Origin of the sequence: Kineosporia babensis, from assembly GCF_021129305.1 — a bacterium.
GTDB classification, from domain to species: domain Bacteria; phylum Actinomycetota; class Actinomycetes; order Actinomycetales; family Kineosporiaceae; genus Kineosporia; species Kineosporia babensis.
Genome location: NZ_JAJOMB010000013.1, coordinates 110,063 through 123,583 on the forward strand (window position 1 = coordinate 110,063; position 13,521 = coordinate 123,583).

Annotated in this window: 14 protein-coding genes; 9 read left to right on the top strand and 5 right to left on the bottom strand. The window is 69.5% G+C overall.

Annotation, left to right across the window (positions count from 1 at the left end; translation table 11 throughout):
* The 5 genes from lepB (at nt 1) to LR394_RS23075 (ending at nt 3,518) form a co-directional block, all read left to right on the top strand.
* Entirely contained in the window at nt 1-897 is an 897-nt protein-coding gene (lepB, locus tag LR394_RS23055) for a signal peptidase I (protein ID WP_231445381.1), read from the top strand.
* A 138-nt stretch (nt 898-1,035) separates the two neighbouring features.
* Nucleotides 1,036-2,154, top strand: coding sequence for a ribonuclease HII (locus tag LR394_RS23060; RefSeq protein WP_231445383.1), 1,119 nt, complete (start codon nt 1,036-1,038; stop codon nt 2,152-2,154).
* A complete protein-coding gene (gene crcB, locus LR394_RS23065) occupies nt 2,151-2,558 on the top strand; it encodes a fluoride efflux transporter CrcB (RefSeq protein ID WP_231445385.1) in 408 nt (135 codons plus the stop codon). The genes LR394_RS23060 and crcB (LR394_RS23065) overlap by 4 nt, the downstream gene beginning before the upstream one ends.
* Complete coding sequence (gene crcB / locus LR394_RS23070) at nt 2,558-2,932, top strand: fluoride efflux transporter CrcB (RefSeq protein WP_231445387.1); 375 nt, start codon at nt 2,558-2,560, stop codon at nt 2,930-2,932. Before crcB (LR394_RS23065) ends, crcB (LR394_RS23070) begins: the two co-directional genes overlap by 1 nt.
* A 256-nt stretch (nt 2,933-3,188) precedes the next feature.
* Complete coding sequence (locus LR394_RS23075) at nt 3,189-3,518, top strand: DUF2469 domain-containing protein (protein WP_231445389.1); 330 nt, start codon at nt 3,189-3,191, stop codon at nt 3,516-3,518.
* A gap of 371 nt (nt 3,519-3,889) precedes the next feature.
* On the opposite strand, the gene LR394_RS23080 is transcribed toward LR394_RS23075, so the two are convergent.
* From LR394_RS23080 to LR394_RS23095, 4 genes are read right to left on the bottom strand one after another with little or no spacing between them, the layout of a single operon-like run.
* A complete protein-coding gene (locus LR394_RS23080) occupies nt 3,890-4,618 on the bottom strand; it encodes an ABC transporter permease (protein ID WP_231445391.1) in 729 nt (242 codons plus the stop codon).
* Nucleotides 4,615-5,580: an ABC transporter ATP-binding protein gene (locus LR394_RS23085; protein ID WP_231445393.1), complete on the bottom strand. Its 966-nt coding sequence runs from the start codon at nt 5,578-5,580 to the stop codon at nt 4,615-4,617. Before LR394_RS23085 ends, LR394_RS23080 begins: the two co-directional genes overlap by 4 nt.
* The gene (locus LR394_RS23090) at nt 5,577-6,470 is read right to left on the bottom strand and encodes an ABC transporter permease (RefSeq protein ID WP_231445395.1); all 894 of its coding nucleotides are present in this window, start codon (nt 6,468-6,470) and stop codon (nt 5,577-5,579) included. The genes LR394_RS23085 and LR394_RS23090 overlap by 4 nt, the downstream gene beginning before the upstream one ends.
* On the bottom strand, nt 6,460-7,494 hold the full coding sequence (locus LR394_RS23095) for an ABC transporter ATP-binding protein (RefSeq protein ID WP_407937108.1): 1,035 nt from the start codon (nt 7,492-7,494) through the stop codon (nt 6,460-6,462). Before LR394_RS23095 ends, LR394_RS23090 begins: the two co-directional genes overlap by 11 nt.
* Before the next feature lie 250 nt (nt 7,495-7,744).
* Between LR394_RS23095 and LR394_RS23100 the strand changes: the two genes are divergently transcribed.
* From LR394_RS23100 to dprA, 3 genes are all read left to right on the top strand, one after another.
* Entirely contained in the window at nt 7,745-8,104 is a 360-nt protein-coding gene (locus LR394_RS23100; RefSeq protein WP_231445399.1) for a YraN family protein, read from the top strand.
* On the top strand, nt 8,105-9,742 hold the full coding sequence (locus tag LR394_RS23105; protein WP_231445401.1) for a YifB family Mg chelatase-like AAA ATPase: 1,638 nt from the start codon (nt 8,105-8,107) through the stop codon (nt 9,740-9,742). It begins immediately after the preceding gene.
* Between the two features lie 410 nt (nt 9,743-10,152).
* On the top strand, nt 10,153-11,364 hold the full coding sequence (gene dprA, locus LR394_RS23110; protein WP_231445403.1) for a DNA-processing protein DprA: 1,212 nt from the start codon (nt 10,153-10,155) through the stop codon (nt 11,362-11,364).
* A gap of 7 nt (nt 11,365-11,371) precedes the next feature.
* On the opposite strand, the gene hemC is transcribed toward dprA, so the two are convergent.
* Nucleotides 11,372-12,334 carry a hydroxymethylbilane synthase gene (gene hemC / locus LR394_RS23115; protein ID WP_231445411.1) on the bottom strand — a complete coding sequence of 321 codons (963 nt, stop codon included), beginning with the start codon at nt 12,332-12,334 and terminating at the stop codon, nt 11,372-11,374.
* A gap of 82 nt (nt 12,335-12,416) precedes the next feature.
* Here hemC and LR394_RS23120 point away from each other — a divergent pair, with 82 nt between their 5' ends.
* Nucleotides 12,417-13,469 carry a tyrosine recombinase XerC gene (locus LR394_RS23120; RefSeq protein ID WP_231445413.1) on the top strand — a complete coding sequence of 351 codons (1,053 nt, stop codon included), beginning with the start codon at nt 12,417-12,419 and terminating at the stop codon, nt 13,467-13,469.
* Nucleotides 13,470-13,521: the final 52 nt, after the last annotated feature.

Consider the following 13,521-nt stretch of genomic DNA (forward strand, 5'->3'; position numbering starts at 1 on the left):
GTGAATACGCACCGCTCCACGGGTTCGTGGGAGCCGGACGACGGGGAGGACGCCTGGAGACGCGCCCGCCGTACCCCGCCGAGCCGGCCCCGGGGGCCCAGCCGCCGCGATGCGCTGGACGCCGAGCGGGTACGGGCCGGCAAGCCTCCCCGGCAGCGTAAGCCGCCCGGTAAGTTCCGCCCGCTCGCGCACCGTCCCAAGCCGGAAGACCCGCCGCTGACCGCGGTGCAGGCGGCCGGGTACCTGTTCCGTGAGATCTTCCTGGTGATGGCCATCGCGCTGGTGCTGTCGCTGGTGATCAAGACGTACCTGATGCAGGCGTTCTTCATCCCCTCCTCGTCGATGGAGGACACCCTCCAGATCGGCGACCGGGTGCTGGTCAGCAAGCTCACGCCGGGTCCGTTCAACCTGCAGCGCGGCGACATCGTGGTGTTCGAGGACCCGGGGGGCTGGCTGCCGCCCGCCCCGGCCAAGGAGGCCCAGAGCCCGGCCATGGAGCGGGTGCACGGTGCCCTGATGTTCGTCGGCCTGATGCCCAGCGACGCCGACAACCACCTGATCAAGCGGCTGGTCGGGCTGCCCGGCGACAAGGTGGTCTGCTGCGACGAGCAGGGCCGGCTCACCGTGAACGGGGTGGCGATCGACGAGCCCTACATCAAGTCCACGGTGGTGCCCAGCGAAGAGGAGTTCGAGGTCACGGTGCCCGCGGACCATGTGTGGGTCCTGGGGGACAACCGTGGCGACTCGGCCGATTCGCGCTACCACCGCGACAATGCGGACGGCGGGGTGCCACTGGAGAACGTAGTGGGGGTCTCGTTCGCCCGGGTCTGGCCGCTGGGGCGGATGGGTGTGCTGACCAATCCGTCGTCGGTCTATCAGGGGGTCGGGCCGCCGTGACGTCGGTCGGCCGGAGTGACGTGACCACGGAAACACGCGCAACTTCTGCCCCTTCGCGCGGTGAACCCGCCCAAGTCCGGTAGCGTCGGGCAGTCCGAATCATTCCGTCTTCTCAGCTTTGCAGGTGGTGAGCGCGCGATGACCCCGACGTCCGGTCCTTCGGGCTCCCAGCCTTTGTCCGGTTCCCGGGCCGCCCGGCCGTTGTCGAAGAAGGCGCTGGCCAAGCAGGACGCCGCGCAGCGGGCCAAGGCACGTAAGGCGGCGGCCAAGAAGGCCCTGCTGAAGAAGCTCACGGCCCAGCCGCCCACGCTGCGCGAGGAGCGCAAGCTGCTGCGCGAGGGGCACCGTTTCGTCGCCGGGATCGACGAGGTGGGGCGAGGCGCACTGGCCGGTCCGGTGACGGTCGGCGTGGTCGTGGTTGACCTGGAGACGAAGTCCGCGCCGACCGGCGTCCGGGATTCCAAGCTCCTGGCTCCGGCCGCCCGCGAGAAGCTGGTGCCGCGGTTGCGGCGCTGGGCGCCGATGAGCGCGGTCGGGCATGCCACCTCGGACGAGATCGACGAGATCGGGATCATCTCCGCGCTCCGGCTCGCCGCCGCCCGGGCCTTCGCCACGCTGGAGATCCGGCCGGACTGCGCGCTGCTGGACGGTTCGCACGACTGGCTGAGCGTTCCGGTCGATCCGGTGGAAGAGGCGCCGCAGGGCACCTCGCTGTTCGACTTCGACGAGGAGCCGGTGGCGGTCGGGCACCCGCTGAGCTTCATCGACGGTGAGCCGCTGGCGTCGATCGTGCCGGGGCGGGTGACCACCCAGGTCAAGGCCGACCTGCGGTGCGCGGCCGTGGCCGCGGCGAGTGTGCTGGCCAAGGTCGAACGCGACGCGCTGATGGTGTCTTTCGCGGACCAGTACCCGGGGTACGGCTGGGAACTGAACAAGGGTTACTCGGCGCCGGACCACCTGGCGGCCCTGCGGCGGCTGGGCCCCAGCCGGCTGCACCGGCTTTCGTGGAACATCCCGGGTTCGGACGGGGTGTTCGGCGAGACCCTGGATCTGGAGTCTGTTTCCGAAATTGAGGACGTGGTGGTCGCCGAGGCGGAATCGGCGGCTGATTCGGCGGAGGAGCTGGGCGACGCCGATCTGGCTGCTGCTTCTGAGGTTTCTTCACCTTCGGTTTCTTCGCCTTCGGCCGAGCTGCCGCCGCCGGAGCACGGCCGGGCGGTGGGGTACGACCACGAAGAGCTGACGCTCTTCCCATGACCGGCGGCCGGGTGCTGGCGGTGATCGCGCTGGGCGGTGTGATCGGCGCGCAGGCACGGTACGGCCTGACCCAGCTGATTCCCTCCTCGCCCGGGGGAGTGCCCTGGGCGATCCTGATCATCAACATCTCCGGCGGGCTGTTCATGGGCGCTCTGATGGCCTGGCTGGGGCGCTCGGGGCGCTCGGGGCGCTTGGCCGAGCCGCACCCGCTGATCCGGCCGTTCTTCGGGGTAGGCATCCTCGGCGGCTTCACCACCTTCTCCACCTACAGCACGGACACCTTTCAGCTGATCGATGCCGGTCGGCCGCTGGCGGCGGTGCTCTACGCGGGGCTGACCCTGGCCGGGGCGCTGCTGGGGGTTGTCCTGGGCTCGCGGCTGGTGGTCCGGGCCGGTGAGCACTGATGCTTCTGCCGTTGATGGTGGGGCTCGGAGCAGCTCTGGGGGCGCCCAGCCGCTATCTGCTGGACCGCTGGGTGCAGGCCCGGCACGAGACCGGGCTGCCCCTGGGCACGCTGCTGATCAATCTGCTGGGCTCGGCCGGGCTCGGTCTGCTGCTCGGGCTGGCGGCTGGGGGAGCGCTGCCCGGCGAGGCGCTGGCGGCGGCCGGGACCGGCTGGTGCGGCGCGTTCACCACCTACAGCACGTTCAGCTTCGAGACGGTTCAGCTGGCTCGCCAGGAACGGCTCGGCTGGGCCGCCGGTTACGTGGCGCTCTCGGTCCTGGGAGGGCTGCTCCTGGCCTGGGGCGGGGTGGAGATCGGTCTGGCACTGGCCTGAGCCGGACGCTCCGGGCATTTCTTCCAACCGATTCGGATCATCCGTCTGCTTGGCATCGTTGCAGGCCGGAGCGGGGTGTATCCGGACCGTCGGGCCTTTGCCGGTGAAGAGGGGCGCGGCTGACGTCCCCGGCGGCACGGTTCTGCGCCATCATGGGACGGGATGGTCCGACCAGCGGCACACAGGAGCAAGCGGCAGGTATGAACGAGCGACGGCAAGCCTCCAGATCGCGGGCCCGTGGCGGCAGGGAGGCGGGATGAGCGCCGAGGACCTGGAGAACTACGAGACCGAGATGGAGCTGCAGCTCTATCGCGAGTACCGCGACGTGGTCGGTCTCTTCAGCTACGTGGTCGAGACCGAGCGGCGTTTCTACCTGGCCAACCAGGTCGACCTGCAGGTGCGCTCGGCCGACGGCGAGGTCTACTTCGAGGTCTCGATGAGCGACGCCTGGGTCTGGGACGTCTACCGCCCGGCCCGCTTCGTCAAGGCGGTCAAAGTGGTCACGTTCAAGGACGTGAACGTGGAAGAGCTCACGCCGAACGATCTCCAGCTACCGAAGAACGGTGGCTTCGGCTCCGCCTCCTGAACCGGCGAACGAGCCCGTGACCGCGGGAGGAGCTTCTCGCGATCACGGGCTCCGTATGCCTGTCTCCGCACCCCAGGCGAAGTTCTGCCCCGGCCAGCCCTGCCCAACCCGCCTTTCCGGACGGATTCGCGGATCCTGCGCTCAGCTGATCTCGCTGGCCTGACTTTTCAACCGGCCTCGCCAACCGGCCTCGCCAACCGGCCTCGCCAACCGAACCTTCCAGCTTGCCTCGGCTCGCTGCTCGGCTTCGCTGGTCATGCTTCTGGCTGAGCCCCCTGACCCGCAGTGGCTCGGCAGCAAACTCAGGGAACCTCCTCGAATGTGTACACCTGGTACCGGTGGTCCACCGAGTGCGCTGCCCCACGCATCGTCTACTCGTCGCCGTTGATCCGGATGCTGCGCAGGCGGTAACCGGTGTAGGCCAGCCCGGCCACAGTGACCACCACCAGCAGGGTCACCCCGGCGCCCAGCCCCACGGCCGACTCGATGCCCAGACCGGACGCCTGATCACCGACCATCTTCTGGGTGACGGCGAGGGCCCACTGCTGAATGCTCAGGGCCTGGGCCCCGGGCACGTAGCCGCCGATCGCGGCTTCCCAGACCAGCGCGTAGAGCAGACCGATCACCACGGCGTTGCGGGTGAGCACGGCCAGCAGCAGGAACACCGTGGCGTAGGCGATGCCGGCCAGCAGCGCGCCCGCGGCGTAGCCGGTGGCCAGGTTGCTGTCGCTGCCCGCCATGATGAAACCTGCGGCCAGGGTGGGCAGCACGCCGAAGATGACGATCACGCCGAGTGCCACCACCCACTTGCTGACCGCGATGACGTAGCGGTTCAGGGGTTTGGCCAGCAGATAGACGATCGAGCCGTCGTCGATCTCCGGGCCGATCGCTCCGGTGCCGGCGATCAGGCACAGCAGCGGGATCAGGAACCCGAGCGAGAACGAGCCGAGCAGATCGGCGGCGGCGCCGGCGGACTGACCGCTGACCAGCCGCACCAGCAGGGCCAGGGCCAGCAGTACGGCCGGCAGGACGAAGAGCAGGACGGCGCGACGGCGGCCGACGAGGCTGTGCCAGGTGAGCCCGGCTACGGTGGCGTTCATCGGCTGACCAGGTAGGAGAAGACTTTCTCCAGCGACTCGTCGGCGGGTGTGACCTCGTACAACCGGATCCCTCGTTCCCGGGCGAAGACCGGCAGCCGGTGGGCGAACCGGTTGTAGTCGGTGGCCTGCACGTTCAGGATCTCCGTCCCGCTGCGGCGGCCGAGTTCGACGCCGGCGGTGGAGCCGTCGGCGATCAGGGCCGCGGCCAGCGCGCGGTCGTCGCTGGAGCGGATCGTGTACTGGTGCGGCCGTTCGGTCATCAGGCGGCGGATCTCGCGGAAGTCGCCGGAGGCCGCGTGCCGGCCGGCCACCATCACCTCGATCCCAGCCGCGATCTGCTCGACCTCTTCGAGGATGTGCGAGCTGAACAGCACCACCCGGCCGTTGCGGCCGAGCTCGGCCATCAGGTCCATCAGTTGCAGGCGCTGACGCGGATCCATCCCGTTGAAGGGCTCGTCGAGCAGCAGCACGTCCGGGTCGTGCACCAGCGCGGTGGCCATCTTGATGCGCTGCTTCATGCCCTTGGAGTAGGTGCCCACGTCACGCCCGGCCGCCGACTCCATGTCCACGGTCTCGATCGCCCGCCGGGCCGCGGCCTGCGGGTCGGGCAGCCGGTGCAGCTTGGCGTTGGAGAGCACGAAGTTCCAGCCGGACACCCCGTCGTACATCGCCTCTCGTTCCGGCACCAGACCGATCCGGCGGTAGATGCTCTCGTTGTGCCAGGTGGTCTCGCCGTCGATGGTGACCGTGCCGGAGGAGGGCGGCAGGAACCCGCTCATCAGGTGGATCAGCGTGGACTTGCCGGCCCCGTTGGGACCGAGCAGGCCGGTCACCCCCGGGCCGATCGTCATCGAGACGTCGTTCACCGCCACGACATTGCCGAACCAGCGGCTGACCTGCTCCAGCTTCATCGTGACCGGTGCTCCCGCGGTGCGGGGCCGATAGGGCACAGTCGCGGTCATGATGCTGAGACCTTCCGGTAGCGGGCGGCCAGCAGGGCGTAGGAACCGGCGATCACCAGGAGCATGACCGCGGTGAAGACCAGCCCGCCCAGAGTGCCGGGCGGCGGTTCGGGGTAGGTGGACTCGGCGTTGACGGTCCAGACCAGCACACCCTGGACCAGCGAGACCGGGTTCAGCAGGGCGAAATAGGCGGACAGGGCGGCCTGGTCGTTCTCGTAGGACAGGGCCGAGAGCACGCCGCTGACCAGGGTCAGCAGCAGGAGCACGGTGATCACGGCAGCCACCCCGAAGCCCCGGCGCGGGGTGATCGAGGCGATCAGCAGGCCGATCCCGGACAGCACCAGACTGAGCAGGAATGCGCCGAGAAGGCCGGCGGCCCAGCCCTTCGCGTTCGGCCAGAACTCCATCTTGGCCAGCAGGGCCCCGATGAACAGCGCGGTCTGCGGGACGGCGATCAGGATGAACAGGGCGGTGCTCATCGCGCCGTATTTGGCCAGCACGTAGTCGTTGCGGGTCAGCGGCCGGGACAGGTACAGCGGCATGGTGCGAAAGCGCAGGTCGCGCGAGACCGTGGCCGGCGCCTGGGCAGCCAGGAAGATCGTGATCGCCGAGCTCAGCGCGAAGATGTAGCTGACGTAGTCGAGCGGCAGTTCGTCCAGCCCCAGCACACCGGCCACCACGGCCATGATGACCGCCGGGGCGGTCATCACCAGGAGCAGCAGGAACGGCATGATCTTCGACTTCGTGGACCGGCCGAGACCGTAGCAACCACGCAGGCTGTCGGCGTACAGCGAGCGGATCAGGTAACCGCGGCCGAGCCGGGGGCCCTCGTAGTGCCGGAAACCGATGTCGTGGATGACACCGCTACCGGCTCCGGAGTCACTGCTCATCGTCGCCGCCCCTCGGCTGGTCCGATTCCTGCGGCCGGTGGTTCTGCGCGGCCGTGACCCATTGCTGCTGCAGCGCGGCGGCCGCGGCCTGACCGGCCGTGGAAGCCGAAGCCTGGCTCTGTGGGTCGAGACTGGGGTCGACCCGGAAGATCTCGGCCATCCGGTGACGGCGGCGCTCCAGCCGGTGCAGCCCCACTCCGAGTTGCACCACCACGTCGAGCACCAGGTCGTAGGTGGAGTCGTCCACCAGTTCGACCTCGAGCTGGCGTCCGGCCGGGTGCACCAGCAGCCCGGCCGCGTGCATCGCGCGACCCACCTCATCCATCCGCTCGTCCACCTCGATCGCCAGGATGCGGCTGGCCGAGGTGACGTCCGCGGTGGAGGTGGAACGCAGCAGCCGACCGCCGTCCACCACCACGATGTGGTCGCAGATCTGCTCCAGCTCACCCAGCAGGTGCGAGGTGACCAGCATCGGGATGCCGAACTCGGTGCCGATCCGGCGCAGCAGCTCGAGCATCTGGTCCCGCCCGGCCGGGTCCAGGCCGTTGGTGGGCTCGTCCAGCAGCAGCAGACCCGGGTCGTGCACCAGCGACTGGGCCAGCTTGACCCGCTGCTTCATCCCGGTGGAGTACCCGCCCATCGAGCGGTAGCGCTCCTCGTAGAGGCCGACGTGGCGCAGGGTGTCGGCGGTGCGCTCGCGGGCCGCGGTCAGCGGCAGGCCGGACATCCGGGCCATGTGCAGCACGAACTCGGTGGCCGACATGTCGGCCGGAAGGCAGTCGTGCTCGGGCATGTAGCCCACACGTTGCCGGATGGCGGGGCCGTCGGTGGCGACGTCGAGACCCAGGACCCGGGCGCCACCGGTGGTGGCCGGCAGCAGCCCGAGCAGGATCTTGATCATCGTGGACTTGCCGGCCCCGTTGGCTCCGACCAGCCCGACGACTCCCGGCTCGATGGCGAAGGTCAGCCCGTCGAGCGCGGTGACAGCGCCGTAGCGCTTCGAGAGGTTCTCGACCGAGATCATCATGACCTGGCCGACTCTAGTGCGGCCCTCCGACATTTCGGCCCGGTCCCGATCCCCATTTCTGCAAATCATCCCCTGGGCTGACCCTGATCGGTCTTCAGGGGCATGTAGGGGTAAACCCTGGCTGGAGTCGCTCCGGCCGAGAGCCGCTCCACTGACGTACACGAACCGGGGTTTGTCCACAGTTGCCGATCCGGAGATGACCGGAACCTGTTCATGCCTGGATGCTTTCGGGACGGAGGTGGTGAGGATGCAGTTGGAGAAGGCCGAACTCGGCCGGTACGGGGAAGATCTGGCGGCCGCGCACCTGGAGGCAACGGGCTGCCGGATCCTGGCCCGCAACTGGCGGTGCCGGCACGGGGAGATCGATCTGGTCGCCCTGGATCAGGAGTGCCTGGTGGTGTGCGAGGTCAAGACCAGACAGTCGCTGCGGGCCGGTGATCCGATCGAGGCGGTGACCGCGCTCAAGGCCGGCCGGTTGCGCCGGCTGGCCGGGGCCTGGCTGTCCTCGCAGGAGCGTTTCTACCGGGACGTGCGGATCGACGTGGTGGGCATCGTCCGGCCGCTGTCCGGCACCGCCCGGCTGGTGCACCTGAAGGCGGTGGCCTGAATGGCCCTGGGCAGAGCTCTGGCCGTGGCCATCGTCGGGATGACCGGGCACGTGGTCGACGTGGAGGCCGACATCGCCCTCGGCCTGCCTGCTTTCACGCTGGTCGGGCTGCCGGACGCCTCGCTGGCCGAGTCCCGCGACCGGGTGCGGGCCGCCTGCTCCAACTCCGGGCATCCGCTGCCGCAGCGCCGGATCACCGTGAATCTCTCCCCGGCGGCGCTGCCCAAGGCCGGCAGCAGCTTCGACCTGGCGGTCGCGGTGGCCCTGCTCACCGCCCAGTCGGTGCTGTGCTCGCCGCTGGTCCAGCAGTTCGTCCATGTCGGCGAACTGGGGCTGAACGGACGGGTCCGGCCGGTCCGGGGCGTGCTTCCGGCTACGTTGGCAGCGGTTCGTGGCGGCTACCCGGACGTCGTGGTGCCGATCGCCAACGAGGCCGAGGCGAGGCTGGTGCCCGGGGCCCGGGTGCATCCGGTGCGTACCCTGGCCGACCTGATCCGGTTGCACGGGGGAGAACCCTCCGAACCGCGGCTCGAACTGGAACAGGCTCTTCTGCCCGGGATCTCCGGGGCGGGCGCGGCCCGTTCCAGCGGATCGGCCCGGCCGACGGGGCCGGGTGACGTTCTGCTGCAGCCTTCCAGCCTGGTTCCCGCCCCGGGTGGTCCACCGGCCGGGCCCAAACCCGATCTGGCCGATGTGGTCGGCCAGAAACAGGCCCGCTACGCGCTGGAGCTGGCGGCCGCGGGCGGGCATCACTTGCTGCTCATGGGCCCACCCGGAACGGGGAAGACCTTGCTCGCCTCTCGGCTGCCCGGCATTCTGCCGGACCTGGACGACGAGTCGGCCGTGGAAGTGACTGCGGTGCACTCGGTCGCCGGAACCCTGGATGCCGCGACCGGGCTGATCCGGAGGCCTCCGTTCCAGAACCCGCACCACACCTGTACCGTCGTCTCGATGGTCGGCGGCGGTAGCGGCCTGCCGCATCCAGGTGCGGCTTCGCTGGCCCACCGAGGCATTCTCTTCTTGGATGAAGCCGGCGAATTCGCAGCTCAGGTACTGGATTCGCTGCGTCAGCCGCTGGAGCACGGCGATCTGGTGATCCACCGGGCCAACGGCTCTGCCCGGTTCCCGGCCCGTTTTCTGCTCGTCCTGGCCAGCAATCCCTGTCCCTGCGGATTCGCCTCCGGCCGAGGGCTGGACTGCGTCTGCGTACCGAACGCCCGGCGCCGCTACCTTTCCCGTCTGTCGGGCCCTCTGCTGGACCGGGTGGATCTACAGGTGGACGTCCTACCGGTGTCCCGGGCGGACATGGCTGCGGACGAGCCCGCCGAAAGTACTGCGGTGGTGGCCGAACGAGTGCTTCAAGCCCGTGCCGTGGCCAAGGAACGTCTGGCCGGAACACCGTGGAGCTGCAACGGCGAGGTACCGGGGAGCTATCTGCGGGGGCGGCTCAAGCTTTCTTCCGCGGTGACTCAGGACGTCGATCACGCGCTGGACAACGGACGTCTCTCGATTCGCGGGCACGACCGAGTACTCAAAGTCTCTTGGACTGTGAGTGACCTGGCCGGGCAGGAAAGGCCTACCAGGGACGACGTCTCCCGGGCCCTGATGCTGCGTCGACGAGGGCAGGTGACGGTGTGAGTACGGAGGATCGGGTAGAAGAGAACAGAGTAGGGACGCTGGACATCGGGATTCCGGCCGAAGAGGACAACGCACAGATACTGGCCACCGCTGTTACGGCCACCGCTGTTTCGGCCACCGGTGTTCCGGCCGCAGAACCAGCCAGACTGGTCTGGCCTGATCCGGCGCTGATGCATCTGCCGGCCCAGAAGACGCCGGAAGCCGAGCCGACTTTGCCGAAAACCGGGCCGACATCGGCGGGAGCCGGGTCGGCACTGCCGAGATCCGGGCCGACATTGCCGGGAGCTGGGCCCGCGGCGTCAGGCCGGATGCATCAGGGGGTGGTGGCCCCTGAGCCGCAACTGCCGGAAGCCGAGAGGGCAGAGCCGAAGGCTGTTCCAGGATGGGCGGAGACCGGGTCAGGATCATCAGTGGCCACGCAGGAAGTACCGCAGGCCGGGAAGGAGTTGTCAGGCGACCCGCCGGATTCGGCGGACCACCCTGCGGCAGAATCCGTCGCCGGAACACCCGCAGCAGGAGATCTGACCGACGACGCAGAGCGCCTGGCCCGTGTGATCTGGAGCCGCCTGGTGGAACCGGCCGATCCCAAGGCCGGAGCCCTGGTGGCGCGGTTGGGCGCAGTCGAGGCGCTGGCCGAGGCCCGGGCCGGGCTGCACTCGCAGCGTTATGTCGACAAGCTTGCCGCGCTCGATCCGGTCCGGGACATCCGTAATCTGACCACGCTCGGCGGGCGTCTGCTGATCCCGTCCGACCCGGAGTGGCCCGAGAGCCTGCTGCGGCTGGAAGCCGAAATGCCCTTCTGCCTTTACGTCGTCGGCCCACTCGACTTGGGCCAGGCCGGTGGTCAAGCGGTCTCGATCGTCGGTGCCCGGGCCGCCACCAGCTACGGCGAGCACATGGCCACCGAACTGGCTCTGGGCTGCGCCGACCGAGGTCTGACCGTGGTCTCCGGAGCAGCCCTGGGCATCGACGCGGCGGCGCACCGCGGGGCCCTTGCGGTCAGCGGGCCGACCGTCGCGGTGCTGGCGGGCGGGGTGGACCGGGCCTATCCGGCCACGAACGAACGGCTCATCCACGAGATCGGCCGGTTCGGCGCTCTGGTGAGTGAGGTGCCGGTCGGCTCGGCTCCCACCCGCTGGCGGTTCATCCTGCGCAACCGCATCATTGCGGCGCTGGGGCAGGCCACCTGCGTGGTCGAGGCAGGTAGCCGTTCCGGGACCACGGGCACCGCGCAGTGGGCAGACCGGCTGAGCCGCCCGGTGGGAGCTGTGCCCGGCCCGGTCACCTCACCGGCGTCCTACGGAGCTCACCGGCTGCTGCGCAACGGTGCAGTGTGCATCACCTCGGCCGCGGAACTGTGCGAACTTGCCGGTCCGATCGGAACTTTCGTCCTACCTGAAGGCGGCGCTGCCCCGGGTGAGCGCGACGGCCTGGAACCCCACGACCTGCGGGTGCTCGACACGCTTCCGGTACGAAAATCCATCACCCTCGATGAGCTGTGCCTCCAGGCCGGTCTGAGTGAGAGCCTGGTCCTGCCTTCGCTGGCCCGGCTGGAGATCCGTGAACTGGCCGAGCCGGACGCGGATCTGTGGCGCCGGGCCCGGCCTCGGAGGAAACCGTGAACCCGGCTCAGACCGGGCCCGCCGAGGCGTCGAGCAGCTCGCGGCCGCCCTGACGCAGCAGGCTGATCGCGACCGAGGTGCCCAGCAGCACCGGGTCCAGAGCGCCGTCGGTTTCCTCGGCCTGCACGATGGTCTTGCCGTCGAGTGAGAACACCATCGCCCGCAGCGAGAGCGTGCCGTCCGGCCCGGAGGAGGAGTGTGCGGCGATCGGGCTGTTGCAGCTGCCCTGCAGCACATGCAGCAGCATCCGCTCGGCCGTGGTCTCCCGCCAGGTGTCCGGACTGCCCAGGCGATCGACCAGCTCGATCATGGCCGAGTCGTCCTCGCGGCACTGCAGGCCGAGCACGCCGGCGCCGACCGGAGGGCACATCGTGTCCACGTCGAGGATCTGCGTGGCACGGGCGCTCTCGCCGATCCGCTCCAGCCCGGAGTAGGCCAGCAGCAGCGCGTCTGCCTCTCCGGCCTCGAGCTTGGCCAGGCGGCTGTTGGCGTTGCCCCGGATCGGCACGGTGACCAGTTCCGGGTAACGGCGCGCCAGCTGGGCGATCCGGCGCACCGCGGAGGTGCCGATCCGGGTGCCCGGCGGGAGCTCGTCGAGGGTCAGGCCGCCGGGATGGATCAAGGCGTCGCGGATGTCGTCGCGTTCCAGATAGCAGGCGAACGCGGTTCCGGCCGGCACCGGCCGGTCCCCGGGCACGTCCTTCATGCAGTGCACCGCGATGTCCACCGCACCGGTGAGCAGGAGCTGGTCCACCTCTTTGGTGAACGCGCCCTTGCCCCCGAGCGCGGCCAGGGACCCCTGCCAGCGATCGCCGCTGGTGGTGACCGGGACGACCAGCACCTGCAGATCGGGCACCAGTGCAGTCAGCTCGGCCCGGACTCGCTCCACCTGGGCCAGGGCCATCGGCGACGAGCGGGTACCGATCCTGACGATGCGACCGGTCTCGCCCGAACTACCGGGAGGATTCACCCCGCAGAGAATAGGTCCAGTCCACGCGGCACCCCGGCGCGCCGCGCTTGAGCCGCAATCCGGGAGAGGAGACGGTGGGCAGATGCCCGAGCAGCCCCCCGGCCGATCACCCGATCCTGACGCCGTCCCCGCTGATCCGGACCCGCACGAAATCGGGCCCACAAACGTCTCCAATTACTCAGCCGACCAGCATCTGACCGAGGAGTTCGCCCGGCACCTCGCGGCCGAACGCAACCTCTCCGAGCACACCGTGCGCGCCTACGTCGGCGATGCAGTTGAGCTCTTGCGACACGCCCGAGCCGCCGGAGCCGGGCCCGATCACCTCGACGACCTGCTCACTCTGCCGGTTCTGCGCTCCTGGCTGGCGGCGCTGTCCACCTCTGGTCAGGCTCACGCCAGCCTGGCTCGACGGGCAGCCAGCGCGCGCGCCTTCACCCGCTGGCTGTTCCGCACCGGCCGGCTCGCTGTCGACCCAGGTGCCCGTCTCCAGGCTCCTAAGCGAGGCCAGCGGCTTCCTGGTGTTCTACGGCAGGACCAGGCGCGCGGCGCGCTGGCCGAAGCGGCCTCGCTGGTGGAGCACGGCGTCCCGGAGGATTCGGCCGAAGGTCTCAAGACCCCGCCCGGCGATCCGATACTCGTGCGCGACCTGGCCCTGCTGGAGCTGCTTTACGCGACCGGCGTCCGAGTGGGTGAACTTTGCTCGCTGGACGTCGACGACATCGATCGCGATCGGCGCACGATCCGGGTCCTCGGCAAGGGCGGCAAGGAGCGGGTGGTGCCCTACGGAGTACCTGCGGCGCAGGCCCTCACAACCTGGCTGGATCGCGGCCGACCGGCTCTGACCAGCCAGAACAGCGGACCGGCGGCGTTTTTGGGAAAGCGTGGAGGTCGGGTCAACCAGCGCCAAGTCCGGCAGGTGGTGCATCAGGCCCTGGAACGGGTGAATGACGCGCCCTCGCTTGGGCCGCACGGGTTACGCCACAGTGCGGCGACGCACCTTCTTGACGGCGGCGCGGACCTTCGTAGCGTACAGGAACTGCTCGGTCACGCTACGCTCACGACTACGCAGCTCTACACGCATGTGTCGGTGGACCGGCTGCGCGCCAGCTACCGTCAGGCCCACCCCAGGGCCTGAGTACGACGAAGCTGCCTGACCGGATGACTAGGCGCTCAGCAGGGAGGGACCC

Bases quoted from the DNA above. Each gene is read 5' to 3' on its own strand.
- LR394_RS23100 (WP_231445399.1), top strand. From the start codon at position 7,745: ATGCAGTTGGAGAAGGCCGAACTCGGCCGGTACGGGGAAGATCTGGCG.
- LR394_RS23080 (WP_231445391.1), bottom strand. From the start codon at position 4,618: ATGAACGCCACCGTAGCCGGGCTCACCTGGCACAGCCTCGTCGGCCGC.
- LR394_RS23120 (WP_231445413.1), top strand. From the start codon at position 12,417: ATGCCCGAGCAGCCCCCCGGCCGATCACCCGATCCTGACGCCGTCCCC.
- LR394_RS23095 (WP_407937108.1), bottom strand. From the start codon at position 7,494: ATGATCTCGGTCGAGAACCTCTCGAAGCGCTACGGCGCTGTCACCGCG.
- crcB (WP_231445385.1), top strand. From the start codon at position 2,151: ATGACCGGCGGCCGGGTGCTGGCGGTGATCGCGCTGGGCGGTGTGATC.
- LR394_RS23060 (WP_231445383.1), top strand. From the start codon at position 1,036: ATGACCCCGACGTCCGGTCCTTCGGGCTCCCAGCCTTTGTCCGGTTCC.
- LR394_RS23090 (WP_231445395.1), bottom strand. From the start codon at position 6,470: ATGAGCAGTGACTCCGGAGCCGGTAGCGGTGTCATCCACGACATCGGT.
- LR394_RS23105 (WP_231445401.1), top strand. From the start codon at position 8,105: ATGGCCCTGGGCAGAGCTCTGGCCGTGGCCATCGTCGGGATGACCGGG.
- LR394_RS23085 (WP_231445393.1), bottom strand. From the start codon at position 5,580: ATGACCGCGACTGTGCCCTATCGGCCCCGCACCGCGGGAGCACCGGTC.
- LR394_RS23075 (WP_231445389.1), top strand. From the start codon at position 3,189: ATGAGCGCCGAGGACCTGGAGAACTACGAGACCGAGATGGAGCTGCAG.
- crcB (WP_231445387.1), top strand. From the start codon at position 2,558: ATGCTTCTGCCGTTGATGGTGGGGCTCGGAGCAGCTCTGGGGGCGCCC.